The following is a 25,713-nucleotide window of genomic DNA, read 5'->3' on the forward strand; positions in this document are numbered from 1 at the left end:
CTTGAAGGAATCGGACACGTCGGGGCCGGTAGGTGATGCGGGTGCGCAGCGGTGACGACGGCGCGGCGGGCCGCGCTGGACAAGCGCGGCCCGCCGGTACTGCCGGGAGGTCCGAGCCCGCCGCCGAGAGCCCTGGCAGCCAGAGGCCTCAGAAGCGGAGTGGACCTCGGACCTCGGAAACCAGAGGACTCAGAAGACGCTGACGCCGTAGACGCTCAGCGGTTCCGTGACGGGCTGGAAGAACGTCGTGCCGCCCGAGGAGCAGTCGCCGCTGCCGCCGGAGGTCAGGCCGAGCGCGGTGCTGCCGGCGAAGAGCGGGCCGCCGCTGTCACCGGGCTCGGCGCAGACGTTGGTCTGGATGAGACCGCTGACGGTTCCCTCGGCATACCTGACGCTCGTGTTGACCGCCTGGACCGTCCCGGTGTGGACACCCGAGGTGGAGCCGCTGCGGGTCACGCCCTGGCCGACGGAGGCGTTGCCGGCGGACGTGATGTCCTGGTAGGAGCCGTTGTAGAGGTTGACCCGGCCGTCGTTCGCGGCGGAGGCGCTGAGCTGGATGATGCCGTAGTCGTTGCCCGGGAAGCTGGATCCGGCCGTGGAGCCGAGCACCGAGGTGTTGGCGGAGTTGGTGTACCAGGTGCTGCCGATGTTGGTGCAGTGCCCGGCGGTCAGCGCGTAGTACGTGTTGCCGCTGCGGACGTTGAAGCCGAGGGAGCAGCGGGCGCCGCTGACGTAGATCGCGTCCCCGCCCGCGACGAGCTTCCTGAACGTGCCAGGGGTGTGCTTGACGGTGAGCGCCGAGTCGTCGGGGACGGAGTTCTTGAGCTGGGTGACGGCGGCGTCGGAGACGGTGCTGTCGACCGTGACGACGACCTTGCCGGTCTTCGCGTCCGTGTACCAGGCGGCGCCGACCGGGGCGCTCGCGTTGACGGCGGAGCTGGTGGCGGCGAGCTGCGCCGCGTCGGCGACGGGGGTGGGGGCGGCCTGGGCGACGGTGGCGGGCACGGCAAGCGCGGCTACGGTCATCAGACCTGACGCGACGGCGAGCAGTCGCGCGCGTCTGGGCGCCGAGCTGAGGGGGGAAAGGCGCTTGAAGGTCACAACATCCTCCAGTAGTGGGGGGAGAGCGCGGTCCGCCGGGGTGAGCGGAACGCTGGTGCGCGGTTGTCCACCGCCATCCGGTTTTGGTTGTGGACCTGTCAACCGCACGGTCTGCATCGTTGACTCCGGTCGCTCGTGAGACAAGGCCGACTTCTGGACCCCGGGCGCGGTTCGGCTGTCGCGGCGGCGGCCGGAGCGGTGAGCTTCCCACGGCGGGTGCCTCAAGGAGGCGGACGCGTGGCCGGGGCATGAATGACTGCAAACCGTACGGAGTCGAGGAGGCCGCCTCTGACGGCGTGTCATCGCCCCAGCCGGGGGCGGGGATGAGGGCACGGGTGCCATTCGGCCAGACGTTCCTGGCGTAGCGAACGGATACGGTCCACCGGGGGCGCCGGCCTTGCGGTGCCGGGCGGGGGCGCGCCGCGTGTCCGTCGTCTTGATGTCGTATCCGCCGGAACGTCACCTGTCCGTTCTGTGCGGTACTGCCCAATTGCCTCCGTGTTGACCTTGGCCGGATAGGAACGGTGGGGCTCCGGTCGCGTCCGTCCTTGGCTGAATGACTGCCAGATGTGACTGGACGGGCGCACTTGTGGGCCTCTGCCGCATGTGCCGTCCCTCGGGTCGCGTCCCCCGCCCCGGGCCCTTACGGGCGTGGTTTAGCGTTGAATCAATCTGGTTTAATGCTTAACCAGATCTGGATATGTGATCGCACGTGCCGTCGTGCCGGCACGCGCGTCCGACGAAGAGAGGCGCCAGCCATGAGTGACCCCGTCAAGCTCGCCGTTGTCTATTACTCCTCCACCGGCACCAACACCGAAATCGCCAAGGTGCTGACCGAAGTGGCCGAGAAGGCGGGCGCGGAGGTGCGGCTGCGCCGCGTCGCCGAACTGGCCCCTCAGGCGGCCATCGACTCGAACCCGGCGTGGGCGGCCAACCACAGCGCCACCGCCGGCATCGAGGTCGCGACGCCCGACGACATCGAGTGGGCGGACGCCGTGATCTTCGGCAGCCCCACCCGGTTCGGCAACATCGCTTCGCAGCTCAAGCAGTTCATCGACACCCTCGGTGGCCTCTGGGCCCAGGGCAAGCTCGCCGACAAGGTCTACAGCGGCTTCGTGTCCAGCGCCTCGCGCCACGGCGGCCAGGAGTCCACGCTGCTCGCGCTCTACAACTCCTTCCACCACTTCGGCGGCATCGTGGTGGCCCCGGGCTACACGGACCCGGCGAAGTTCTCCGACGGCAACCCGTACGGCACCTCGCACATCGACGCCCAGGGCAACAACCCGGTCAACGACGAGACCCGTGAAGCCGCGCGTGTCCAGGCCGAGCGCGTGGTCCGCGTCGCGCGCACGCTGAAGGCCGGCGCCGGGGCCTGACGCTTTCTCCGTCTGCCGGACAGGGCCGGGTGGTCGCTTCGTGGCGGCCGCCCGGCCCTGTCTTCGCTCTTGTCCGGTCCTGTTGCCGGGCCGTGCGGCGGGTAGCAGGGTGAGTCCGACAACGGTGACCGCCGCGAGGAGTGATCATGATGCCCCGAGGGTCCAGCCCCAAGCGTGAGCGCCAGTACGAACACATCAAGGAGAGCGCCCGCGAGCGCGGCGAGAGCACGGGCCGCGCGGAGGAGATCGCCGCGCGGACCGTCAACAAGGAGCGGGCGCGCTCCGGAGAGTCCCGCACCGCGAGCAAGACCTCCACCCAGGACATGTCGTCGGGCCGGCGCGGCGGACAGCGCTCGCACAGCGGCGCGCGGGGTCCGACGTACGACCAGTTGTACTCCGAGGCCAGGCGCCGCAACATCGAGGGCCGCTCGTCGATGAACAAGGCCGAACTCCAGCGGAAACTGGGCCGCTGACCGGAGTGTGGGACCACTCCGCACCGGGCATCGCCCCAGGGCGGCGCCCCCGGCGGACGGGGGACGACTCCGCTGCGGGACCACTGCCGGTCCCGTGCGGGGGTAAGCGGTAGGGGAGGCCGACCCCCAAGGAGAAGACCCCACCCATGAGCACCGAACTGCAACTCCTCATCGCGGCAGGCGTTCTCCTGGCGCTGATCACGCTGGCAGGAGCCGTCGTCCTGGCCGTCCGGCTGGTACGCGCGCGCCGCAGGCTGCGCGCGGCGGGTGTCCCGGCGGGGAACCGCTGGATGTTCTGGGCAGCCATGATCTACCTGGTCCTGCCCACCGACCTGCTGCCCGACCCCATCTACCTCGACGACATCGGCTTTCTGCTGGTGGCGCTCCGCTCCCTGCACACGGCGGAGGGAAAGCTGCCGTACGCCGCCCAGCTCGCCCGCCGCCGTCCCGGCCGGGGCGCAAAGCCGGTGGAGCACCTCACGCACAAATAGCGGGCGCCCTCATGTCCCCCGACCATCGGAGACATGGCATCGCCCGGCGCACCCCCGCCCGCCCCTCTTCCCGAGATCCGGCCCATGCTGGCCGTCCCGGGGCCGCTGCCCGCGGTGGCCGAGCAGGCCGGCTGGGCGTTCGAGGTCAAGTGGGACGGCGTGCGCTGCGTGGTCGCGGCGCCGGGAGACGGCACCGTACGGCTGACCACCCGCGCGGGGAACGACGCCACGCCGCGCTACCCCGAGCTGGCCGCCCTCGGTGAACAGCTCCGGGGCACGCCCGCGGTCCTCGACGGGGAAGTCGTGGTCCTCGACGCCCGGGGGCGCCCCGACTTCGGGCTCCTGCAACGCAGAATGGGCGTGGCGAACCCGCGCCGCGCGGCGCGGCTGGCCATGGAGTACCCCGTACAGCTCGTGCTGTTCGACATCATGTACCTGGCGGGCCGGTCACTGCTCGGCCTCCCGTACGAGGAGCGCAGGTCCGTGCTGGCCGGGCTCGGTCTCGCCGGGCGCAACTGGGCGGCGCCCGCGTACATGGAGGGACACGGGCAGCAGGCCTGGGACAGCACCCTGCGCCACGGGTTCGAGGGTGTCGTGGCGAAGCGGCTCACCGGCAGGTACACCCCGAACCTCCGTTCACCCGACTGGCGTAAGACGAAGCACGTACTGCCCCTGGACGTCGTCATCGGCGGCTGGTCCGAGGGGCGCGGCGGGCTGCGAGGACTGCCGGGAGCGGTCCTGGTCGGCGTGGAGGAACCGGCCGGGCTGCGGTACGTCGGCTCCGTCGGCTCCGGGATGTCCGACGAGGAGCGGTACGGCCTCGCGCGCTATCTGGGCGTCATTCCCCGCGACGGGTCGCCCTTCACCAATCCGGTGGACGTGGCGGCACCGCACTGGGTCGAGCCCCGGCTCGTCGCCGAGATCGTCTTCTCCGGCTGGACCGCCGCGCACCTCCTCCGGCACCCGGTCTGGCACCGGCTGCGCCCGGACCTGACCCGGCTCGGATGAACGGTCCATTCGCGCGCCACGTTTAGCAGGCGGATTCGCGGCCAGATGATTGTGTGTCCACTGATTTCGAGCACGGCAGGACGTGATGATCGTGACTGAGAAGAACGAGAAGACCCAGGCCAAGATCGAGCAGGTCAAGGGCAAGGGGAAAGAAACCGTCGGTCGAGCGGTGGGCAACGAGAGCATGACGGCGGAAGGGCGCGCCGAGGGGGCCAAGGGCGATGTGCGTGAGGCGAAGGAAAAGGTGAAGGACGCTTTCAAACGCTGACCGCACGGGCTTGTGCGAAAAGGGCCCCGGCGGGACCGTGATCGGTCCTCCGGGGCCCTTTTTCCATTGTCAGGAAATAACCTTGAGCGCGTCGATCATTCCGACCGACGTACTGCGGTTGACGAATTGAATGGTGTGCGAGCCGGACGTGAGCCCGGTTTTCTGCCAGACCACCTGCTGGACCTGGCGCGCCCCGGACACGTTCAGATTCACCGTGCTCTGCAGGGCGCCGTCCAGATAGACATCGACGGTTCCCATGTCGCCGTTGCGTTCGGACAGATACTGGATCCCGGTGCCGGTGAAGGTGTACTGGGCCTTCGCGCCGACCGTGTTGGTGTGGTGGGTGTCGTCGTTGTAGTCGCCGTAGCCGCGCGCGTTGGTGCCGTACCAGTCGCTGTCGTACGTCAGCGCCGTGTCGTTGACCATCGGATCCGCCGTCTTGCCCAGGCCCAGCGTGGAGTTGGTGTCCCGCAGGGTCTTCACGTCCTGGTTGGCGGTGCCCGTGAGCTTCGTGGAGCCGTAGGAGCTGAGCGGCTTCGCGGTGCGTTCCACGACGTACACGGTATTGGCTGACGTGTCGAGCTTGAACTCGGCGTCGCCGGTGGTCAGTACCGTCGCGTTGTCGGACACCCGGCGGACGCGGACCTGCTGGGTACCCCACGGGTTCACGATCGTGGTGCTGTTGCCGTACAGGCTCTTGAGGCCGACGTACTTGACCTCGCCGGCCTCGCGCTCCGAGCTGACCTGGAAACCGCCCTTGGCCAGCAGGGTGAACTTGCCGGTGAACGAGGAGTCCGAGGGCACGGCGGGGAAGACACGGATCTTGTCGTTGTACGACTGGAGCAGCGATTCGTTCATCGCGGACAGGTGCACACCGAGATATTCGAAGACGCCGTTGGTGTTGTCCGTGAGGCCGTTCGGATACGTCTGGTACTTGCGCAGCATGGTCTTCATACCGTCGAAGGCCTGGTTCCCGAGGCCGAGCCGGGCGGCCTGGACGGCGTCGTTCGCCCAGACGTTGCCGTACGGGAAGGGCCTGGCGTTCCAGGTGCTGACGGCCTTCTGCTGGTCCGGATAGCCGATCCCGGTGATGTTGTAGGGCCAGATCAGCTCGGACGCGACGTTCTCGTTGTTGCGTGTCTGCGCGATCGGCGGCGTGTGCGGCAGGTAGGTGTTCGCGTCCGACGGGTACGCGATCAGGTTGTCCAGGATCTTCTGCCACTGCGGCACGAGAGAGGCGTCCTGGCCCAGGTCCTTCGCCGACTGGATGGCCACCGGGAACAGGCTGCGCACGGCTGCCAGGTCGGTGATGGCGTTGGGCACGTTCCAGTACGTCTCGTGCGAGTTGGAGGACGCCACGTAGTACTTACCGGTGGAGCTGTCGAGGGACAGCATCGACTGGTAGAACTTCACGACCTCGCGCATGAACGGATAGGCCGTGTTCCGCAGGTAGTTGGTGTCGTTCGTGTACTTGTACTGGAGATACATGTTGTACGCGGCTTCGGTGCCGGTCGACCAGATGTTCTTCGTGTAGTCGCTGTTCACGGTGCCGCGCGCGTTGCCGTCCCAGCCCATCGTCTCGGGCACCCAGATGCCGTCCACGCCGTATCTGGTCTTGGTGTACGCCTTCAGTGTGTCGAAATTCCGGCTGTACAGGTTGTTGAACGTGGACATCAGATCGGTGTGATTGGACGCCAGGAACGAGTTGTAGACGTCCCGCTGATTCCAGTACCAGTAGGAATTGCTCCACTTCGTGTTGTCCTCGGTGGCCCGGAAATCGCCGTTGATGAAGTGGAAGGGGTAGTTGGCGGAACCACCCGCGGCGATCATGTACGTGCCGAGGTAGTAGGCGTTCTCCATGTAGTCCGCGTCACCGGCCGCGTTGGAGTACTGCACGAACGACTTCTGCCAGAACGAGTGCCACCAGTCGCGGTAGCTGTTCAGCGTGTTCGTGTAACCCGTGTTCTTCACCGAATTCAGCGCGTTCCTCGCCTGGTTGACCGAGTCGTGGCCCGGCGCGTTCAGCCGGCTGCTGGAGGTGAACCAGATGGTGTAGCTGGTGGAGGGTGTGATCGTCAGGCGGACCTTTTTACTGTCGACCACCTTGGCGGTGTACGGCGCGCCCTCCACGGTGGCGGCGAGCGTGTACCCGAAGTTCTGCGGGTCGGCCTGGCCGCGGCTCAGTCCCGCGCCGGTGGAGTCCGCGTACGTGGACACCGTCTTCCAGGTGTCCAGGTTGGGCACGTCGCCGCTGTTGCCCAGCTGGCTGACGTCCCACAGGCTCAGGTCCAGCGAGACGGCGGACACTCCGCTCCGCGTGTCGTCGACGTGGATGCCCATCACTTCGGAGTTCGGTGAGCCCATCACCGTGACGGTGCGGTTCTTGTCGTACGTGGTCGTCAGTGTGCCGTTGTAGAGCGAGAGGCGCTGCTGGTACGCGGAGTAGCCGCTGTCCATCGCCGGCGTGGTGGCCAGATTGACCAAACCGGCTCCGAAAGCGGTCTGTTGGGACGTGTCGACGCCCGAGACCTGCATGCTGAGGCCGTTCTGCTGCCAGGCCATCGCTCCCACCCGGCCGTTGCCGACGGTCAGGCCGTAATCGGGGTCGGTGTTGGGTCTGTTGTATACGACGTCGTGCTTGGACAGATAACTCGCGTAGTCCACATCCAGCGCGCCGGTCGAGGAGTTGAACGCGGCGTCCGTGGTGGCCGCGGACGCGGCCGGTGATCCGGCGATGCCGCTGGTCAGACAGACCACGGCGAGAAGGAGGGCGAGCAGGCGGGTGACTTTCATCGTGTGTCTCTCCCACTGACGGCGAGGGGGCACCTGAAGGCGCGGGGGGAGGTGCGGGGAGGTGCGGGGAGGTGCGGCAAGGCGGAGCGCGGTAAGAATGTGGCAACACGCAGTGAACATCGGAGGTTTGGGACCGTCAAGTGGCGGCGCTGAAGTAATTCGCGATTCAGCGGGCCCGATTGATCGGATCTCCAGTAGGCTCAGTTTCCCCGGAGGCCGGCAGCGAGAGCAGCGCGTTGTACGCGCTCTGGATGAAGCGCTGGTCGGCGGAGGGCTGGGTGTTCGCCAGTGCCACGACGGCGGTGCGGTCGCGCGGACCGAAGCCGGCGAACGCCGTGAATCCGCGGGTACCGCCCGAGTGGTGGTAGACCTCGCCGCCCGGCCGGACCCGGATGTTCCAGACCAGGGCCATCCGCCGGGTGCCGCCCGGCAGCGCGAGCCGGGGCCGAGTGGCGTCAACGAGCGCTGCGCGCAAGGGCGTTGACTCCGTGCCGGTCGCCTCGCAATGTCCCGGCGATTCCTGCGAGGCGTCGGCCAGCACGTCCAGCAGGGTCAGCAGATCGCGTGCGCTCGACCGTACCGCTCCCGCTCCGGCGAGACCGTGGATCTGCCACGGCTCGCGGGGCCGCCCGTGCCAGTAGCCGGTGGCCTGCGCGGCGTCGGGCGCGCAGGTGGTGCGAGCCAGGCCGAGGGGGGTGAGTACGCGGTCCGCGAGGAGGGCTCCGTACTCCGGACGGCTGGGCGCGGCCCGGGTGAGGAGGTGACCGAGCAGCCCCACACCGAAGTTGGAGTAGCGCACCCGGGAGCCCGGCGGTGTGCGCAGGCGGGTGCGGGCGAGCGCGCGCAGCAGGTCGGCGGTGGTGAACTCCGCGTACGGATTGCTGAACCAGCGGGCCGCCGCGCCGGTGAGCATGCCCGGCGGCAGCCGGGGCAGCCCGGCGGTGTGCGTGGCCAGATGGAGCAGCGCCGGCGAGGCGCCGTGCGCCGGCGGCAGGGCGTCCGGCGGCAGGAAGCGGCTGAGGGGATCACCGTACGAGACCTCACCCCGGGCTGCCTGTTCGGCGAGCAGCAGTGCGGTGAAGCATTTGGTGAGCGAGCCGGCCTCGAACCGCGTGTCGGCCGTCACCGGCACACCACCCTCGTGGGCGGTACGGCCGTGCGTGACGACGGCCCGCCGGTCGCCATGGCGCAGCGCGACAGCGACCGCGCTCCGGGGCGGCGCCGCGGCGACGACCGGGAGCGCGGCGGCGCGGGCCCATTCCGGGGCCGCGCCCACCTCGTACGAACAGACCTCCGAGGTCACGCCACGGCGCCCAGAGTGCGGGAGACGGCCAGGGTGCCGGCGACCGCCGACACCACCGTGCTGTGGTGGTGTGCGGCGAAACGTTCGGCGGGATCGTTCTCGACGATTCCTTCGCCGCGCGGCACCAGCCCGTCCTCGTGCTGCAGGGCAGCCAGCCGTTCCCAGTCCCCGGAGTCGCAGCGCGGATCCGTGAGGCAGCTCCCGACGATCATCAGCTCCGTCATGAGGTCCCACTCGCCGATCTCCGCCCAGATGTCGGTCCACACCGGCAGCCAGTGGGTCACGTACGCGGTGAGATCGGCGGGCAGCCCGGACGGTGTGCCCGCCCAGTCGGTGAGATGGAAGACGGTGTGCGTCATGCTGTACGCGGTCATCCAGTCGATGAGCCACGGTTCGGGGAGCGCGCCCAGCCAGGTGGCGCGGGTCAGTCCGGCCCAGTCGGTGGCACGTTCTCCCTGATCGAGCCCGGCGACCCGGGCCGCGTTGGCGACGGCGAGCCGCCGGTTCGGCAGCACTTCGACAGCGCGCGCCGAGCGCAGCGACGTCGTGTGTTCCAGCAGCCGGTCCAGCCCGTTGTGGTGGTAGCCGCTGCGGGCGAAATGAACGTACGTCTCCAGCGGATCGCTCATCATCGGGTAGCGCAACAGCCGTTCGTGGAGCATCGAGCCCTCGCCGAGCTGTTCCCAGGTGAAGTCCAGCAGTTCGCGGGCGATGGCCAGTTCCTCGGTGCTCGCCACCGCTTCGCGCAGGACGAGGGAAGCGGCGAGCGCGGTCTCACCCAGCGGTTTGTAGACGGTGTTGGGCTCGGCGAGTTCCGCGGTGGTGCCCGGCGGAAGCGCGCCGTGCCCGCGCTGGGTGTACAGCCAGGTCAGCGCCTGGGACGCGACCTGGTGGGCGGTGTGTGTCACAGGCATGGCCATCAGGTTCTCGGTCCGATCAGGAGGCGGGCGGGCGGTGCTCAGGGCGCCGCTTCGGACACCGCGAGCGGGCGGCCGGGCGCTGGTATCAGGCGCCGATCAGATGGCGGGCGATCGCGGTGTCCAGCGCGAGCCGGTCACCGGCCGCCATCAGGCTGATGTGCTCGACCAGCGGAGCGGGGTCGAGCGGCAGGCTCACGCCGTCCGCGTGCAGCCAGGCCAGCCAGCGCGCGATCCGGGCAGCGGTGGGATAATCGCGGCGGAGCGTGGCCCGGGTGGCTCCACGGGCCAGGCCGAGCGGCGACCTGCGGGCCAGGTCGTGCACGGGCCCGTCAAGACCGGGCAGGGCGAGTGTGGACAGCTGCCCCATCGTGACCGACCAGCGGGCCCAGTCCTCGTCCGCCGAGGGCCCGGCCGGCCGGGACTGGGCCAGCTCGGTGGTGTCACTGCCGGTGAGTACGGCCAGCAGTGTCGCGGTTCCCCAGTCGCGCCAGGCCAGCAGCCAGGGCTCCTCGGGGCCTGTGGGAGGCGAGACGGGTGCCCCCTGCGGGGGCGGCAGCAGGCTGAAGGCGAGGGCCACGGCCTCGGCGTCCTCGGGGTGGAAGGCGGCACCCGCCAGTACGGCGGGGGCGAAGGTGTCGGCGCCGAGGATCCGGATGGCGGCCAGCGCCGCGCCGGGATCGGGTGCTCCCTCGACGTGCTCGGCGACCATGGCCGTGCCCCCGACGCCTTGAAGGGCGCCGAGGGCACGTCGTGCCAGGCCGGCCGCCGATGCGTGATAAGCGGTCCGCGACCGGTCGGGACTCACGGGGTCTTCGGCTCCTTCGGCTCCCTCGGGGAAAGGAGAGCCAGCAGAAGCAGGACGCCGCCGGCCTCCGGCGCGTACACCGGAGCATCGCTCATGGGCGCTTCGGGCTCGGTAATCGCCGCCACCAACGTGTCGCGCTCCAGGGTGATTTCGCTCTGCCTCATGGTCTGAGAAAGCATCATTAGCTCCTCGGATAGACGCTGTTGCCCTGTCTGGGCCAGCACGTTCAACCCTAGTGGCGATAAGGCATATGGTCTAATTGTGGGCAAATCGCCCTCTGAGCGGGGGTGATGTTCAGACAGACCGGTCTGTCGGCGGGTGACGCGCCGACGAGAGGCACAGACGGGCCGTCCTGTCACCCGGGAGAGAGAATCGCCGCGTGTCAGAACCCTCCTCGGCGTCGTCCGGCTCCGGCTACACGGACCAGACGGCGACGGACTCCGAGACCCCGTCGCCCTGGCGCAGATTCCTGCGTACCGAGACCGGCAGTGCCGCCGTCCTGCTGGCCGGTGTGCTCGCGGCCTTCGTGTGGGCCAACATCGGCCCCGCGTCGTACGAGACCTTCTGGCAGACGCGCTTCTCGCTGCGGATCGGATCGGGCGGCGGCGCGCACGGTGTGTCGCTGGAACTGCGCAGCTGGGTCAACAGCGGCCTGATGACGGTGTTCTTCTTCGTCGTCGGACTGGAGGCGCGCCGCGAGTTCGACATGGGCGAACTGCGCGAACGCCGACGGGTCGCGCTGCCGGTGATCGCCGGGCTCAGCGGCATGCTGGTGCCGATCGCGATCTACCTCGCCATCAACGCGGGTCACGGCTCGGAACACGGCTGGGGCGCCGCGATGTCCACGGACACGGCGTTCGCGCTCGGCACGCTCGCCCTGCTCGGCGCCCGACTGCCCGCGGGGCTGCGCGCGTTCGTCCTCTCGATCGCCGTCGTGGACGACTTCGTCGCGCTTGCCGTCATCGCCGTCGCCTACAGCGGTCATGTCCGGCCGACCGCGCTGCTGGTGGCCGTCGGGACCGTGGCGGCGATCTTCGCGCTCAGCGCTCTCCGGGTACGGCAGGGGCTCGTGTACGCGGCGCTCACGGCAGTCGGATGGGTCGCCCTCCTGAAGTCCGGTGTGGACCCGGTCGTCATCGGGCTGGCGGTGGGCCTGCTGACCTACGCCTACCCGGCCGCGCGCGGTGACCTGGAGCGGGCGAGCGGTCTCTTCCGGCGGTTCCGCGAGCAGCCGACACCGGAGTTCGAACGCTCGGCGCGGCTCGGTCTCGCCTCCGCGATCTCGCCGAACGAACGGCTCCAGCGGATGTACCACCCGTGGAGCAGCTATGTGATCGTGCCGCTGTTCGCCCTGGCCAACGCCGGTATCCGGCTCAGTCCGGGCGAGCTGTCCCGGGCCTTCACCTCACCGGTCACACTCGGCATCCTCTGCGGATTCGTCGCCGGCAAGCCGGTCGCCATCCTCGGCGCGTCCTGGCTTGCCTCCCGCTTCAGCGGTGGCCGGCTGCGCGCGCCCGTCGGCTGGGGCGCCGTCGCGGCGGGCGGCACGAGCGCGGGCGTCGGCTTCACGGTGTCCCTGCTGATCGCCACGCTCGCCTTCGACGACGTACGGCTGGAAGAGGCGAAGATCGGCACCGTCAGCGGTGTGCTCGCCTCCTTCGTCACCACCTGGGCGGTCACCACCGTCATCGGCCTGCTGCCGAGGCAACGGCGCAACCGCGCGCTGCTCGGTACGACGGAGGCCGTCATCGACCTCGCCGTCCCCGTCGACCCGGACCGCGACAAGGTACGCGGCCCCCGCGAGGCGCCGGTCACGATGGTCGAGTACGGCGACTTCGAGTGCCCGTACTGCGGCCAGGCGGAACCGGTCATCCGCGCGCTGCTCGCCGGCTTCGGCGATGTCCGTTACGTATGGCGGCACTTGCCGCTGACCGACGTCCATCCGCTGGCCCAGGTCGCCGCCGAGGCAGCGGAAGCTGCCGCGAACCAGGGGGCGTTCTGGCCCATGCACGACCTTCTGCTCGACCACCAGGGCGAGCTGCGCCCCGCCGATCTGCACCGCTACGCGGCCGAACTCGGCCTGGACCTGGAGCGCTTCGAGCACGACGTACGCAAGCACCGGGGCGCGGGACGGATCGCCGAGGACGTGGACTCCGCCGACCTCAGTGGCGTCTCGGGCACGCCGACGTTCTTCATCAACGGGCGGCGCCACCGGGGTGCGTACGACATCGACCACCTCTCCGCCGCCGTACGCGCCGCCAGGCAGCGGGCCTCCCTGGCACGCCGCGACTGAACGTCCCTTCAACCAGCTGCCCGGCGCCGCGCTCACTGCTGCTTCTCCTGGGGGCGGCCGCTCGCGGCGGAGACCTCGACGAACTCCGCCCGGCCGTTCGCGGTCAGCCGCAGCACGGGGACGGCCTTGTCACGCGGATTGCCATTGTTCTGGAAGGAGATGAAGCCGCTCGCGCCCGCCACCTGCTGGCGCGCGTTCATCTGGTGGAACATCCTTCCCACGGCCTCGCCCGTCACCTCGCTCTGCCCGCTCGCGGCCATCTGGATGCCCTTCGCCGCCGTCAGGACCGCGTCGTGGCCCATGATCGCCTTCCCGTCGTCTCGCGGCTCGTTGGGAAACCACCGGTCCAGCTCCTGGCCGTCGGCGAAGAACGTGGCCGACGGCGCGGAGACCGCCTCGGGGTTGGTGCGGTACATGTCGGGATGGGCGAGGCCGGTGTAGAGGACGCTGATCCTCGTCCGGGCGGCGGCCGCCAGTTCCTTCGACGTCAGGTTGGTGGTGTCGTCACCGGCGATCACGGTGAACTTCTGCTTCTGGCAGTGCCGGTTGGACAACGCGTCGAGGAAATGGGTGAGGTGTGCCCCGCGCCCGGCGAAATAGATCACCTGGGGCGTCTGGTCGCACAACTGGCCTGTCATGAACTGGAGTTCGTTCTCCCAGGCATTGGCCACTGACGAGTCGTACGTCATGGTGTCCGCGACCAGTTGGTGTCCCTTGCCGTCGGGGAAGGCTTCGGTGAACGCCTTCCCGAGAGTGGCCGCGTAGAGGTTGCCCCTGGCGGCGTCCTGAACGATCACCGCCGTACGGAACTTCTGCCGCTTGAGGTAGATCGACGCGGCGTACGCCTCGTCGATGTTGGTGGGAGCCACCCGTACGAAATTGTCTATGTTCTGTATGTTCGTGGCCGTCATGATGGAGGCGACCATCGCGATGCCGTTCTCCGACAGCAGTTTGACCGTCTCCAGGTTCTCGTCCGTACTGGGGCCGAGACCGGTGACCGCGACAAGGTTGTCCGGGGAGTCCTTGAGCTTGATCAGCTCATCGGTCGTGTGTTTCCACTGACCGGACCTGCTCCCGGAGTTGGCGATCAGCAGCCGGATCTTGGGGGCGGCGGCGAGATCCCCCTGGTTGTGCCGGTACTGCGCGAGATACGCGCCCTCCAGCTCGTGCCGTACCGATTCGGGAGAGTTGCTGTCGCCGGGCTTCAGCGTGAAGGTGGTGAGGTAGGCGACGGTGACGTACGGCTCCTTGGACGCGTTCTTCTCCACCCTGGCGTTCTCGTCCCTGATCTTCTTCTCGACCGGAGCGAGGTGGTGCGCGAAGACGAACGAGCCGTCGGTCACACCGACACACTCGTGATCCGCGCCCCGCTTGACAACGCCGTCACCGCACCGCGCGGCGTTCTCCTGCAACCAGGACACCAGGAACCAGCCGCCGACCGCGAGGACGGCGGCGGCGAGCGTCCCGAGCACGATTCTGCGGACGACGTGCAGTGGCCATTCGACTCTGACCATCACGGGATCAGCCCTCTCCTGCGGTGGTCTGCGGATGACGCCAATTGCGATAGCGGTCCGCCTCGTTGAAAAGCGGAACGATGTCGTTCCTGCGGAGCTGGGACAGCTGGGTGAAGCCGTCGGCGATCATGTCGCCCAGCCGCATCCCCGGATCGGCGAGCGGATCGCTCCACACCCACCGCGCGGTGACCAGCCCCCGCACCGCGGCCGCCGAATCGATGGCCCGCTCCGGCCCGCGCGAGCCCAGCGAGGCCAGCAGTTCCAGTGGACCACCCGTCAGGGGCAGCCGGTTGGGGGCCGAGGTGATGATGTCGAACTCGGATATCCACTGTGCGGCCGGGACGGTGCGAAAGCGCCGGACCAGATGCTCCACCACCTCGTCGAAGCGGTGCAGGGCGAGCTGGTGGTACATCTCCTCGACCGGCCTGTCCTCGGCCCTGTAGTAGTCGCTGAGCAGTTCGTGCGCCGTGTCCCAGTCGTCGGGCCGCCCGGCCAGCTGCCGCAGCAGCAGGCGCCGCAGCCACGGATGGAGCATGGGGACCAGCGAGCCGGGCCCCGCCAGCAGCCAGCGCGCGCGCATCTCGCCGAACAGCGCGTCCCCGTGGCCCACCACCCGCGTACCCACCGACAGATCGCGCGCGGCGGCACACTCGGCGAGCATGGCGCGCTCGATCGGGTCGAGGCCGCGCAGCAGATGGCTGAGCGCGGTCTCGGTGAGCGTACGGGTCACCTCGCCGCTCACCAGCGGCTGTTCGGGCAGCGTACGCAGCCAGCGGTCCTGGTCGGGGCCGCTCTCCGCGGGCGCCCCGGACTGCCGCAGCACGTCGAGGATCTGCTGCACCGCGCGCGGCAGCCCGCCGGTCAGCCGGTGCACGAAAGGCGCCAGCCGGGTGTACGGGGCCAGCTCGGGGTTCCCGCCGAGCTGCAGCTCGATCCTGATACGGACCTCGTCGAGGTTGAGGTCACGCAGCCGCAGCGGATACCACCACGTGTCCTCGCTGTCCCGGGTCGGCCGGTGGTCGTTCCAGTCCGCCAGCGAGGCCCGGTCCGGACCGCGCGACTGCCACGGCCAGGCGTCGCCGGTGGCGGGCCCCCAGCGGGGCAGCCAGCGGTTGGTGCTGGCGACGACGGTCAGCGGGTCGCAGGCGCCGCCCGTGATCACCGCGTCGTCGTGACGCGCGCGCACCAGCAGATCGAGGAAGCGGCGCCCGTACTCGGAATGGCAGTTGTCCAGCAGCAGCAGATACGAGCGCGGCATGAACGAACGCGCGGTGTTGCGGCGCAGATCCTCCAGGAACGCGGAGAACAGCAGCCGGTCGAGCCGCTCGTGCTCCTGCTCGTCGCCCTCGTGCCGCCACAGATTCAGCTCGACGAGCGCCTCCCACGGATCCCTGTTGCGGGTCAGCGGGTGCGCCCCGAACCAGTGTGCCCCGGTGGTGAGCCTGCCGGTGAGTCCCAGCCCCGGCAACCGGTTCCTGCCGCGCCTGAGCGCGTCCTGGAACACCGCGAGCGCGACGACGGAAGCCCCCTCGGGTATCCCGACCGCACCCATGCCCACTTCGAAGAAAGCCGCCAGATAGTCCCCGTACCTGGCCTCGTTGGCGTGCTGGAAATGGTCCAGTTGCCGCTGCACCGCGTGCCGTCCCTCGGCGAGACTGCGGATGCGCAGTTCCTGGTCGGAGGCGAGCAGCCCCAGACTCAGCAGCGGGAAGCGGGAGCGCCCGTACCGGGGCAGTTTGCGCTCCAGCTGGCGGGCGAGCAGCGCGAGCGCGTACCTGGGCAGCAGTGTCTGCGTTCCGCCGAAGTTGACGTAGGCGAAGGGGTGTTCGGGACCGAAGCGCTCCATCAGGGCGCTGTGGGCCTCGCTCGCGCCGCTGCCGCGCGGCCCGAGCAGCATCGTGACGGGCCGATCGGCCCCCGGCGGCTCTCTCAGGCACACGTCTACGAGCGAGACGATGCCACTGCGGCCACGCAGTCCAAGACCGGCCCCCGGCTCCATGTCCTTCTCCCCCGTCGGCCACCCGATGACGAACGGTGGCTTGAGAGAGCCACGGTAGGCGGCCGCATCTGCCAAGTCACCCGGGTTGCCGCATCGTTGGCATCACGTGTTGATATCGTCGCGCGCCGCTGACGCTCTTCGCGGTGCGAGGACCGCTGGTGACGTGTCTCACAAGCGGCCCGGGCCGCGGGCGCGCATGGACGGTCGTACGACGGGCAGGGGCCATGGACGAAGGCCGCACTTCTCGAAAGGGACGTGCCGGAGAAACCGTGCCGGACGCCCCGGACCCCAAGGGAGAGAACACCGTGCTGATGGCCCACCCCGCGATCCTGCGCAAGCTGGTCGAACGGTACGAGAAGTCGCAGCTCCTGCACGCCGAACGCGGCTCCTTCGAGACGCGCCGCCGGCTCGACGACGTCGCCTACACTCTGTGCGTCTCGACCGGCACCCAGACCGTGGAAGCCGCGCTGGCCACCGCCGAGCAGCAGTTGACCGCCGCCCTTGCCGACCCCATGCCCCTGCGGACCGAAGCGGACCCCGACGTCCGGCTCACGGCCTGACGCGGGAACGATCAGAGAGACCAGAACGACATGAACGTGATCTACGACCAGCTGGTCCGGGAGCATGGGGACGTGGTCAGCGAGGCCCGCGAGGCCGCGGACCAGGCCAAACGGCAGGCGGAGAGCGCCCTGGACTGGAGTTCGCTGAAGTCCAGGTTCCGCTCGTCCCAGGGCCCCGCCGGTATCGAACACGACCCCCTCAGGTCCGCGTAGGGCGCGTCCGCGAAGCCGCTGGGGGAAGCGGCGAAGACACCCGACCCCGTACCGTCTCTTCCGGATTCCGGCGTGGCTGTCAGCGGGGCCTCGTACGGTGGTGTGCGCGAGGGACACCTCGACGGCCCGGGAGGAGGGGGTGTCGTTGCGAAGAGTGCCACCGGACATGTTCCGGTTCACCACGGGGGACAGAGCGGAGCTGTACGCCGCCATCCTGCAGGCGTTCGGCGCGGCCAACGAACGCCTGGAGACCGCGCTGGCCCTGGACGGCGTGCGCAGCCGGCTGCGCACGGTGGGCTGGCTCGACGCCATCACCGACGACGACCTCCAGGGAAAACTGAAGCAGCTGGGGGACTGGGGGCTGCTCGACGTCATCCAGAACCACGCGGAGAACTACCGCACGGCGGAGGACTACGAGCGCCAGAACCTCCAGTACTCCCTCACCCGGCGCGGTGAGGCCGCGTTCGCCGGAGTGCGGCATGCCCTGAAGGTGCTGACCTCGACCGGTGCGCTCCAGACGGCTGTGCTGGAGGCGATCGCCGACCGGCTGGACGAGCTGTACGTCCTGCTGGCGGATCCGGTGTCGGCGGACCGGCGGGTGTTCAGCACTCTCCAGGAGCTGGAAGGGCACCTGGAGGCCCTGCTGGACAACACCAAGGCGTTCAACGGCGAACTCCAGCGCCTGCTGCGGGCCGAGGGCGCCGATCCGGCCATCTTCCGCGAGGTGAAGGCCGCGACCGTCGCCTACCTCCAGGAGTTCCTGGTCAATCTGGACCAGCGGGGGCATGCCGTGGCCTCGGCCGTGGCGCGGCTCGAGGAAGCGGGCGTCGGCGTCCTGCACGAACGGGCGCTGCGCGGCGCCGAGCTGCCTCCCACGGCGGGCGGTGACCCCGGCCCCGACTGGCTCGAAGGACGCCGTGCGCGCTGGGAGGGGCTGCGCGCCTGGTTCCTGCCCGCGGACGGGTCGAGGCCCCGGGTCGAGCAGCTGCACGACGTGGCGCGCCGCGCCATCGTCACGCTGCTCCAGGTCCTCGACCGGATCACCGAGTCACGCCGCCGTTCCTCCAGCGCGGCGCAGGACTTCCGCGAACTGGCCCGGTGGTTCGCCGCGGCCCCGGGCGAGGACGAGCTGCACCGCCTGTGGTCGGCCGCCTTCGGTCTCGGCCCCGCCCGGCACGCCCATCTGTGCCATCCGGACCCCGAGTTGGTCTCCTCCTCGCAGAGCTGGGCCGACAGCCCGCCGGTGGAGGTCTCCGCGCTGCTGCGCTCCAGCGGACGTACCGAGCGGTTCTCCAGGACCGGCAGGGTGCGGGACGTCGCGGGCATCAAGGCGGCCCGCGCACGGCAGTCCCGGCGCGAGCGGGCCGAGCTGGAAGCGGCGTGGAGCTTCCTGGACACCGGCGGGCCCGTCCTGCTCTCCGACTTCGCGAAGCTGGACCACTCGGTCTTCGAGCTGCTTCTCGATCTGATCGGCCGGGCCCTGGCCGTACGGCCCGACAGCACCGGCGCGCGTCGCGCCGTCACCGCCGACGGCCGTGTGGAGATCGGGCTGCGCCCCGCGCCCGACGGCGGGCAGGCCGAACTGCGCACCCCCGCAGGAGTGCTGCGCGGCCCTGACTACCTGGTCGAGATCCGCACTCCGGGTGCGGTGCCGGGCGGCCGGGACCCCGGAACGGAGGCCCCAGGGTGAGCAATCTCGCCAATCAACTGGTCGTCGCGGAACGGGAAGAGGTGGCCCGGGGCATCCGGCTGCTGCTCGGGAGGCCACTGATCACCGAGCGCGCCGATCCCGGCTCCTTCGACATCATCAGGCGCCGCAAAGAACCGCTCGCCAAGTGGTTCGACTATTCCTGCGGCTGGACCCTGGTCGTGGAGCCCCGGCTGGGATACGCGCGCCTGCTCAAGATCCGGTCCGGCGCCGACGCGTCCCGTCCCGCGAGAAGGACACGCGCGGGGCACGCGCCGTTCGACCGCCTCCGTTACGTGCTGCTGTGCGTGGTCGCCGCCGAGCTGACGCCGTTGTCGGTGACCACCATCGGCCTGCTCGCCGACCGGGTGGCGCGGGCCATGGGCGCGGACGAGGCGCTGCCCGCCTTCGACACGTCCAGCCGCCGGCAGCGGACGGCCTTCGCGGACGCGCTCCGCCTCCTGGAGTCGTACGGGGCCCTGCTGACCGTCGACGGCGCGACGGACAGCTTCGTGGAGTCGGTGGAGGCCAAGGTCCTCTACCGGGTCGACGCCACGCTCCTGATGCGGCTGCTGGCGGCCCCCGTGGGCCCTTCCCGGCTCGCGCCGCCCGCCGACGACGTGGCACCGCGCTTCGGCGAACTGCTGCGGGAGCTGTCCCGCGAACAGCGGTACGGCGGCGCGGCCGACGTGAGCGCGGGCGATGCCCCCGCCCTGTCCGAGACGCAGCGCAACCTCTGGCTCAGGCACTCCGTCCTGCGGCGCCTCTTCGACGACCCGGTGCTCTACCGGCACGACCTCACGGACGACGAGCAGACCTATCTCGCCTCCCCTACCGGACGCCAGATCCTGCGCCGCGCGGCCGAACAGGCGGGCTTCGTCCTGGAGGAGCGCGCGGAGGGCTTCCTCCTCGTCGATCCGGACGGCATCGCCACCGACGGCACCTTCCCCGACGACGCGGGGACGGCGAAGGTCGCGGCGCTCCTCCTGCTCGAACCCATCGCGGCGGCGGCCGGCGGGGCGACGCCGGAGCAACTGGGCGCGGAAGCGGTCGAACTGCTCGGGCGCTTCCCCCGGTGGGCCAAGACCTACCAGTCCGCGGAAGGTGCCCGGCGACTGGTCTCGGACGCCGTCGCCGTACTGCACGACTTCGGTCTGGTGCGCAGGGCCGGCGAGCGGGTGATCGCCCTGCCGGCGGCCGCGCGCTACCGCGTCACGGGCACCGCCACGGCGGGGAACACCACAGCAGAGAAAGCCACGCCAGGGAAGGCCACGCCCGCGGTGCCTGCCGGTCGTGCCGAACCCGCGGACCCCGCCGCATCCACCGATCCCGCCGATCCCGCGAAAACCACTGTAGATATGGAAATGGGCCCGTCGTGAGCATCGCGCAATTTCCCCGGCAGACCATGGAGGAGAGCACCGACAGGTCCACCGAGGGCCGGGCCCGCTGGCAGCCGTCGCGCAGCGGCATCATCAACGTCTGGCGTTACTTCGACGAGACGTTCACCTTCCACGAAGGAAGGCTGCTGCTGCGTGGCCAGAACGGAACGGGCAAGTCGAAGGCGCTGGAACTGCTCCTGCCCTTCCTCTTCGACGCCAGCCTCCGGCCGAACAGGCTCTCCACCTTCGGCGGTTCCGACCGCACCATGCACTGGAACCTGATGGGGGAGGGAGCGTCCGGCAAGACCCGGGTCGGTTACGTCTGGGTGGAGTTCACCCGGCCCGCCACGGACGACGAGACCGAGGCAGGCGAGGACACCGGCGGCGGAAGCCGGGCAGACGAGAGCGACGGTGGCGAGAGCGGCGCCGATGAGACCGGCGACGGGGGCGGACAGCGCTGGTTCTGCATCGGCGCCCGGCTCCAGGCGAGCGTCCACACCAGCGGCGTGCACACCGACTACTTCACCACGACACAGCGCGTCGCCACGCCCGGCGGACTCCCCCTGGTCAACGAGGCCGGGCAGCCGCTGACCCGTCCCGCGCTCGCCGACGCGCTGCGCGGGCACGGCGAGATCCACGGCTCCGCGGCCGAATACCGCGCGGTGGTCCGCCGTACGCTCTTCCCCGGCCTGAACGAGCAGCGTTACGACGCGCTCATCACCGCGCTGCTGCAACTGCGCACGCCCAAGCTCTCGGAGCGCCTCGACCCCTCGCTGCTCTCCTCGCTCCTGTCCCGTGCTCTGCCCCCGCTCGGCCAGGGCGAGATCACCGAACTCGCCGAGGGATTCGAACGGCTGGACCGCCAGCGTGAGCATCTGACGAAACTGGACTCCGAGGTCACGGCCGCCGCCGCCATCGCCACCCAGCAGCGCGGATACGCGCAGCGCGTGCTGCGCGCCGCCGCCGCGGCCGTCATCTCCGCCACCACCGAGATGGACGACCTCACCCGCGTCGCGCGCGAGAGCGAGGAACAGCACGCGCAGGCCCAGCTGGCCCGGGTCGAGACCGCCGGGCAGCTGGAAGAACTGGAACACCGGGCGCAGGAGATGGAAGGCGCCGTCCAGGGGCTGGTCGACTCCGGCGCCTACCAGCAGGGCCAGGAGCTGGACCAGCTACGCCGCCGCGCGGAGGCCGCCGCGCGGCACGCGCAGGACCGGCGGGCGGCGGCCAGGACCAAACTGGGCGAGGCGGACACCGACGACGGCCTTGCGGCGGAGGCCGAAAAGCTGGCCGGGCAGCGGGCCGAGCAGGTACGGACGACCCGCGAGGACACCCACCGCGCCGCCCGCAGGGCCGCCATGGAATCGGTGTGCGCGGAGGTGGAGGCGACGCTCGGCGGCGACGCCCGGGTCGCCGCGCTCAAGGACGACCAGGGCCGCACGGCGCGCAGGCTGCTGCGTGGCGCGGTGACCGCACGACGGCATCAGATCACCGAGGTCGCCGGAGCCATCGACCGGTACGACAGGGCCGTGGCGGAACGCACCGCGGCCGAGCGGGCCATGGACGCGTCCCGCGAACGGCTGGCCGAGGCCACCGGCCGGCGCGACGAGAGCGCCCGCGCGTACGAGGCGGCGCTCGAAGCCCAGGGACAGAAGTGGCGCGAATGGGCCGGCCGGTGCGGCGAGATCCGCGTCCAGGACACCGAGGAACTGGCCGCCCTCGCCCCGGTGGAGGGGGACGTCACGGCGGTGGTGGAAGCCGCCGCCCGCGCCGTGGACCGCGACATCACCCAGCACGAGGCGACCGTCCGCGCCACGCTGAGCGCCACCCACGAGAACCGTGACACCGTCACCCGGGAGCTCGAACGGCTCAGCGCGCAGACCGAATTGCCGCCCCCGGCGCCGTACACCCGTACCGCGGACCGGTCGGCCATGGAGGGCGCCCCCCTGTGGCGGCTCGTGGCCTTCCACGACGACATCCCCGCCGCCACCCAGGCCGGAGTGGAAGCGGCGCTGGAGGGATCGGGACTCCTGGACGCCTGGGTGGGCGCCCACGGCGACATCGAGGTCCCCGGTCACGACAGGCTGGCCGACGCCGCGTGGGCGGTGCCGCCGACCGAGGCGACGCTGCTCGAAGTGCTGCGGCCGGAGCCGGAGACGACCGTCCCGGTCGACCGGGTGGCGTGGCTGCTCAGCGGGATCGCCTACGGAACGGGGCTGCCGCAGGACCGCGTCGCCGCTGTGGCGGCCGACGGCAGCTGGCGGCTGGCCAACACCTCGGGCACCTGGAGCAAGGAGGAGTCCGCCTACATCGGCGCGCCCGCCCGGGAACGCGCCAGGCAGCGGCAGATCGCCGGTCTCACCGAGCGACTGGCCGAGATCGAAGCGGCGGTCAACACCCTCGACGCACTGCTGCGCGCCCTCGGCGAACGCCGTACGCGACTGGACGCCGATCTCCGCGACCGGCCCCGTTACCGCGACCTCGACGCGCGCAGGGACGAGCGGGACCGCGCGGAGTCCCATGTCGCCGCGCGCTCCGACGCGGTGCGCGACGCGGTCCGGCGGCTGTCCGAGAGGGAGGACGACGTGGCGGACGCCACGCGTACGCTCTCGGCACTCTCCGCGGACCACACGCTGCCCACCGACCGCGAGGCGCTGAACGGCCTGTCCACGGCAGTGGACGCGCTCAGGGAAGTCGCGGACCTGTGGCTGGACGCGCACTTCGCCTGGGCCGCCGCGCGTGAGACCTCGGGCCTGACCCGCGCGCAGGCCGCCAGGTCCCGGAGCGGCGCCGAGGAGTACGCGGCCGAGGCCGAGGCCGCGGAGGCCGCAGCGCGTGCACTGGCCGCCGAACTCGACGCGGTGGAAAGCACGGTGGGCGAGGACTACCGGCAGGTCGCCGAGCGGATCAGCGCACTCCGCCGTGAACTGACCGGCACGCGCGAGCGCATCAGCGCCCGCAACGCGGAACTGATGGAGCTGGCCACCCGTATCGGATCGCTCCTGGAGCGGAAGGCGGAGGACACGCGACGGCGCGACAGCGCCGTGGCCGACCGCAACGCCGCCGCGCTGCGGTTCCGGCACCTGTGCGTCGTCGGCCTCCCCAAGGACGCGGACATCGAACTGACCCTCACCTCCGAGGACGGCACGCGCACCACACTGGAGGCGGCCCGCGAGACCGCCGCGCTCTGGCCGAACCTGCCGCACAGCACGCGCAACGTGGGCGACGCCTTCAACCGCCTGTCAGAGGCCGTCCACAAGGCGCGCCAGTTCCTCGGCAGCAGGGCCGACCTGGACCTGGAGGCCGACGACGACATCCACGTCTTCACCGCCGCCGTGGACGGCGTACGGATCGGCGCGGCCCAGCTGCTCGCGTCCCTCACCGCGGACCGCGACCGCGGCCGGCAGGACATCACCGCCGCCGAACGCGGGCTGTTCGACAAGACCCTGACCGGAGACACCCGGCGTCACCTCGCCGACCGCATCCGCCAGGCGAACGAACTCGTCGACCGGATGAACCACCACCTGGAGCGGGTCCGCACCGCCTCCAGGGTCGCCGTCCGCCTGGTGTGGCAGATCCACCCCGACCTCCCGGCCGGCACCAAAGCGGCCCGGGAACTGCTCCTCAAGGACCCGGAGCGGATCACGGAAGAGGACCGCGAGGCCCTGCACACCTTCTTCCGCGGCCGGATCGAGGAGGCGAAGGCCAAGGACACGGCGGCCACCTGGGAAGAACAGCTGTCGGAGGTCCTGGACTACACCTCCTGGCACCAGTTCGTCGTCAAACTCGACCGGGCGAACGACTCCGGCTGGCAGCTGCTGACCAAGCGGCTGCACGGCGCCCTGTCCGGCGGCGAGAAGGCGATCGCCCTGCACCTCCCGCTGTTCGCCGCGGTCGCCGCCCACTACGAGACGGTCCCGCGGGCACCGCGCCTGATTCTCCTGGACGAGGTGTTCGTCGGCGTCGACAGCACCAACCGCGGCCAGGTCTTCGCACTGCTCGACGCACTGGACCTGGACTTCATGCTCACCTCGGACCACGAGTGGTGCACCTACCGCGAGCTGTCCGGCATCGCGATCCACCAGCTGATCACCGGAGCCGACGGCGACGACGCCGTGACCAGCGCCCGCTTCACCTGGAACGGATCGGATCTCCTGGCGGACGAAACGGAAGCGGACAACGAAGCCGACAACCAAGCCGATCCGGAAAGCGAGGCCGACGCGGCCGTGACCGGGAGAACGGCCCCGGTATGACTGAGCCCCGGCCGGCCTCAGGAGTGGACCACCCCGCGCTGCGCCCTCTCTGGCGGGCCGTCCACCACCGCCTGTCGTCCGGCCGCCCGGTCAGCCGCGTACGGGTCGGCCCGCTCGACCTGGCCCAGCGGGAGGTCCTCGCCGATCTGCTGGGGCTCGACCGCTACCCGCAGGAGTACGTGAACGTCCGGCTCAGCGACCTGGACGCGGCCCTGGCCGACGCGTCGGGGCAGACGGTCCGCGAGGTCGCCGTCCGCGTCATCGGGCCACTCGGGGACAGAGCCGCCGACCGTGAGCGACTGACGGACGAGCGGACGGCGCTCTGGCACTGGCTGGACACGCACGAGGTGATCACCGCGCAGCCCGCGCTGGCCGAGTGGGCCGCCCACGTCCGCAAACGAGGCGTCACCGACGGGTCCACCGCCAGGACCCGTGAACTGCTCGCCTCCGCCCTGACCACGCTGGCGGCCCTCCCCGCCCGGGGCGAACCCCTGCCCGTACTCGCCGCGCGCGTCCTCGGCGGCGACGCGCACGCGCTGGACGACGGCACGCGGCTGTCCTCCCTCATCCTCCGCGCGCTGTCCTGCGTGTACGGGACGGAGCTGCCCGTGGACGCCCAGCAGCGCCGCGCGTTGTGGAGCCGCGCCGGGGTGAGCGACGACGAGCTGTCCACCACGGTGCTCGCCGCCGGTCTGCGCCCCCTCGGCGACGGAACCGTCAGCCGGATCTCCCGTACATGCGCCGGGGCCGGCCAGGCCGTCTCCCTCACCCTCGCCCAACTCCGGTCGCCCGGAGAGTTCGGCCTCACGCCAGGACCGGTGCACGTCACCGAGAACCCGAGCGTGCTCGCGCTCGCGCTGCGCCGCTTCGGCCCCCGCTGTCCCGCGTTGATCTGCACCTCGGGCTGGCCCAACAGCGCGGCCGTCGCGCTGCTGCGCCTGCTGACCGAGCACGGGGCAACGGTGCGCTGCCACGGCGACTTCGACGGTGAGGGTCTGCGGATCGCCGCGTACGTGATGGCCAAGACCCGGGCCGTCCCCTGGCGGATGACGGCGGCCGACTTCCGCGCGGCCGCCGCCCGTACCCCGGAGGGACCACCGCTGGGCCGGATGACCGAAGCACCCTGGGACCCGGACCTCGCCGCCGCGATGACCGGACACGGCGCGGCGGTACTCGAAGAGACGGTCGCCGACTCCCTCCTGGATGACCTGAGCCCCGACCGCGGCCCCGGGCAGCCGTGCCCGGCCCGGTGACATGCCTGCCCCTGTCCTCCCTGA

At 70.5% G+C, this 25,713-nt stretch carries 20 protein-coding genes; 12 read left to right on the forward strand and 8 right to left on the reverse strand.

Annotated features, from left to right (window positions below; translation table 11 throughout):
* Positions 1 to 189: 189 nt before the first annotated feature.
* Positions 190 to 1,101 carry a S1 family peptidase gene (locus tag ACIP6N_RS01890; protein ID WP_401812038.1) on the reverse strand — a complete coding sequence of 304 codons (912 nt, stop codon included), beginning with the start codon at positions 1,099 to 1,101 and terminating at the stop codon, positions 190 to 192.
* Positions 1,102 to 1,859: 758 nt separating this feature from the next.
* Here ACIP6N_RS01890 and wrbA point away from each other — a divergent pair.
* The 5 genes from wrbA to ACIP6N_RS01915 all read left to right on the forward strand — a co-directional run bounded on the left by wrbA (position 1,860) and on the right by ACIP6N_RS01915 (position 4,717).
* On the forward strand, positions 1,860 to 2,477 hold the full coding sequence (gene wrbA, locus ACIP6N_RS01895) for an NAD(P)H:quinone oxidoreductase (protein WP_401812039.1): 618 nt from the start codon (positions 1,860 to 1,862) through the stop codon (positions 2,475 to 2,477).
* Positions 2,478 to 2,626: 149 nt separating this feature from the next.
* The gene (locus tag ACIP6N_RS01900) at positions 2,627 to 2,950 is read left to right on the forward strand and encodes a plasmid stabilization protein (protein ID WP_401812612.1); all 324 of its coding nucleotides are present in this window, start codon (positions 2,627 to 2,629) and stop codon (positions 2,948 to 2,950) included.
* Positions 2,951 to 3,096: 146 nt separating this feature from the next.
* Positions 3,097 to 3,441, forward strand: coding sequence for a DUF1232 domain-containing protein (locus ACIP6N_RS01905; protein ID WP_401812040.1), 345 nt, complete (start codon positions 3,097 to 3,099; stop codon positions 3,439 to 3,441).
* A gap of 33 nt (positions 3,442 to 3,474) precedes the next feature.
* Positions 3,475 to 4,449 (forward strand): non-homologous end-joining DNA ligase, encoded by a 975-nt coding sequence (gene ligD, locus ACIP6N_RS01910; protein ID WP_401812041.1) that lies wholly within the window; start codon positions 3,475 to 3,477, stop codon positions 4,447 to 4,449.
* Between the two features lie 91 nt (positions 4,450 to 4,540).
* Positions 4,541 to 4,717 (forward strand): CsbD family protein, encoded by a 177-nt coding sequence (locus ACIP6N_RS01915; protein ID WP_401812042.1) that lies wholly within the window; start codon positions 4,541 to 4,543, stop codon positions 4,715 to 4,717.
* Between the two features lie 69 nt (positions 4,718 to 4,786).
* On the opposite strand, the gene ACIP6N_RS01920 is transcribed toward ACIP6N_RS01915, so the two are convergent.
* The 5 genes from ACIP6N_RS01920 to ACIP6N_RS01940 all read right to left on the reverse strand — a co-directional run bounded on the left by ACIP6N_RS01920 (position 4,787) and on the right by ACIP6N_RS01940 (position 10,702).
* Entirely contained in the window at positions 4,787 to 7,510 is a 2,724-nt protein-coding gene (locus ACIP6N_RS01920; protein ID WP_401812043.1) for a glycosyl hydrolase family 95 catalytic domain-containing protein, read from the reverse strand.
* A 166-nt stretch (positions 7,511 to 7,676) separates the two neighbouring features.
* Entirely contained in the window at positions 7,677 to 8,813 is a 1,137-nt protein-coding gene (locus ACIP6N_RS01925; protein WP_401812045.1) for a serine hydrolase domain-containing protein, read from the reverse strand.
* Positions 8,810 to 9,733 (reverse strand): DUF6895 family protein, encoded by a 924-nt coding sequence (locus ACIP6N_RS01930; RefSeq protein WP_401812046.1) that lies wholly within the window; start codon positions 9,731 to 9,733, stop codon positions 8,810 to 8,812. Before ACIP6N_RS01930 ends, ACIP6N_RS01925 begins: the two co-directional genes overlap by 4 nt.
* 85 nt (positions 9,734 to 9,818) lie before the next feature.
* A complete protein-coding gene (locus ACIP6N_RS01935; protein WP_401812047.1) occupies positions 9,819 to 10,538 on the reverse strand; it encodes a hypothetical protein in 720 nt (239 codons plus the stop codon).
* Positions 10,535 to 10,702 (reverse strand): hypothetical protein, encoded by a 168-nt coding sequence (locus ACIP6N_RS01940; protein ID WP_401812048.1) that lies wholly within the window; start codon positions 10,700 to 10,702, stop codon positions 10,535 to 10,537. Before ACIP6N_RS01940 ends, ACIP6N_RS01935 begins: the two co-directional genes overlap by 4 nt.
* 215 nt (positions 10,703 to 10,917) lie before the next feature.
* On the opposite strand from ACIP6N_RS01940, the gene nhaA reads away from it, so the two are divergent.
* Complete coding sequence (gene nhaA, locus ACIP6N_RS01945; protein WP_401812050.1) at positions 10,918 to 12,831, forward strand: Na+/H+ antiporter NhaA; 1,914 nt, start codon at positions 10,918 to 10,920, stop codon at positions 12,829 to 12,831.
* Positions 12,832 to 12,863: 32 nt separating this feature from the next.
* Here the strand turns inward: nhaA and ACIP6N_RS01950 are convergent, their stop codons facing one another.
* Entirely contained in the window at positions 12,864 to 14,345 is a 1,482-nt protein-coding gene (locus ACIP6N_RS01950) for a branched-chain amino acid ABC transporter substrate-binding protein (protein ID WP_401812613.1), read from the reverse strand.
* Positions 14,346 to 14,352: 7 nt separating this feature from the next.
* A complete protein-coding gene (locus tag ACIP6N_RS01955) occupies positions 14,353 to 16,344 on the reverse strand; it encodes a hypothetical protein (protein WP_401812051.1) in 1,992 nt (663 codons plus the stop codon).
* Between the two features lie 305 nt (positions 16,345 to 16,649).
* Between ACIP6N_RS01955 and ACIP6N_RS01960 the strand changes: the two genes are divergently transcribed.
* The 6 genes from ACIP6N_RS01960 to ACIP6N_RS01985 all read left to right on the forward strand — a co-directional run bounded on the left by ACIP6N_RS01960 (position 16,650) and on the right by ACIP6N_RS01985 (position 25,689).
* Entirely contained in the window at positions 16,650 to 16,904 is a 255-nt protein-coding gene (locus ACIP6N_RS01960; protein WP_401812615.1) for a DUF5133 domain-containing protein, read from the forward strand.
* Positions 16,905 to 16,934: 30 nt separating this feature from the next.
* The gene (locus tag ACIP6N_RS01965; protein ID WP_401812052.1) at positions 16,935 to 17,117 is read left to right on the forward strand and encodes a hypothetical protein; all 183 of its coding nucleotides are present in this window, start codon (positions 16,935 to 16,937) and stop codon (positions 17,115 to 17,117) included.
* A gap of 166 nt (positions 17,118 to 17,283) precedes the next feature.
* Positions 17,284 to 18,807: a TIGR02677 family protein gene (locus ACIP6N_RS01970; protein ID WP_401812054.1), complete on the forward strand. Its 1,524-nt coding sequence runs from the start codon at positions 17,284 to 17,286 to the stop codon at positions 18,805 to 18,807.
* Positions 18,804 to 20,183 (forward strand): TIGR02678 family protein, encoded by a 1,380-nt coding sequence (locus ACIP6N_RS01975; RefSeq protein ID WP_401812055.1) that lies wholly within the window; start codon positions 18,804 to 18,806, stop codon positions 20,181 to 20,183. Before ACIP6N_RS01970 ends, ACIP6N_RS01975 begins: the two co-directional genes overlap by 4 nt.
* On the forward strand, positions 20,180 to 24,436 hold the full coding sequence (locus tag ACIP6N_RS01980; RefSeq protein ID WP_401812056.1) for a TIGR02680 family protein: 4,257 nt from the start codon (positions 20,180 to 20,182) through the stop codon (positions 24,434 to 24,436). The genes ACIP6N_RS01975 and ACIP6N_RS01980 overlap by 4 nt, the downstream gene beginning before the upstream one ends.
* Complete coding sequence (locus tag ACIP6N_RS01985; protein WP_401812057.1) at positions 24,433 to 25,689, forward strand: TIGR02679 family protein; 1,257 nt, start codon at positions 24,433 to 24,435, stop codon at positions 25,687 to 25,689. Before ACIP6N_RS01980 ends, ACIP6N_RS01985 begins: the two co-directional genes overlap by 4 nt.
* Positions 25,690 to 25,713: the final 24 nt, after the last annotated feature.

Origin of the sequence: Streptomyces sp. NPDC088725 (genome assembly GCF_044751305.1) — a bacterium.
Taxonomy (GTDB): domain Bacteria; phylum Actinomycetota; class Actinomycetes; order Streptomycetales; family Streptomycetaceae; genus Streptomyces.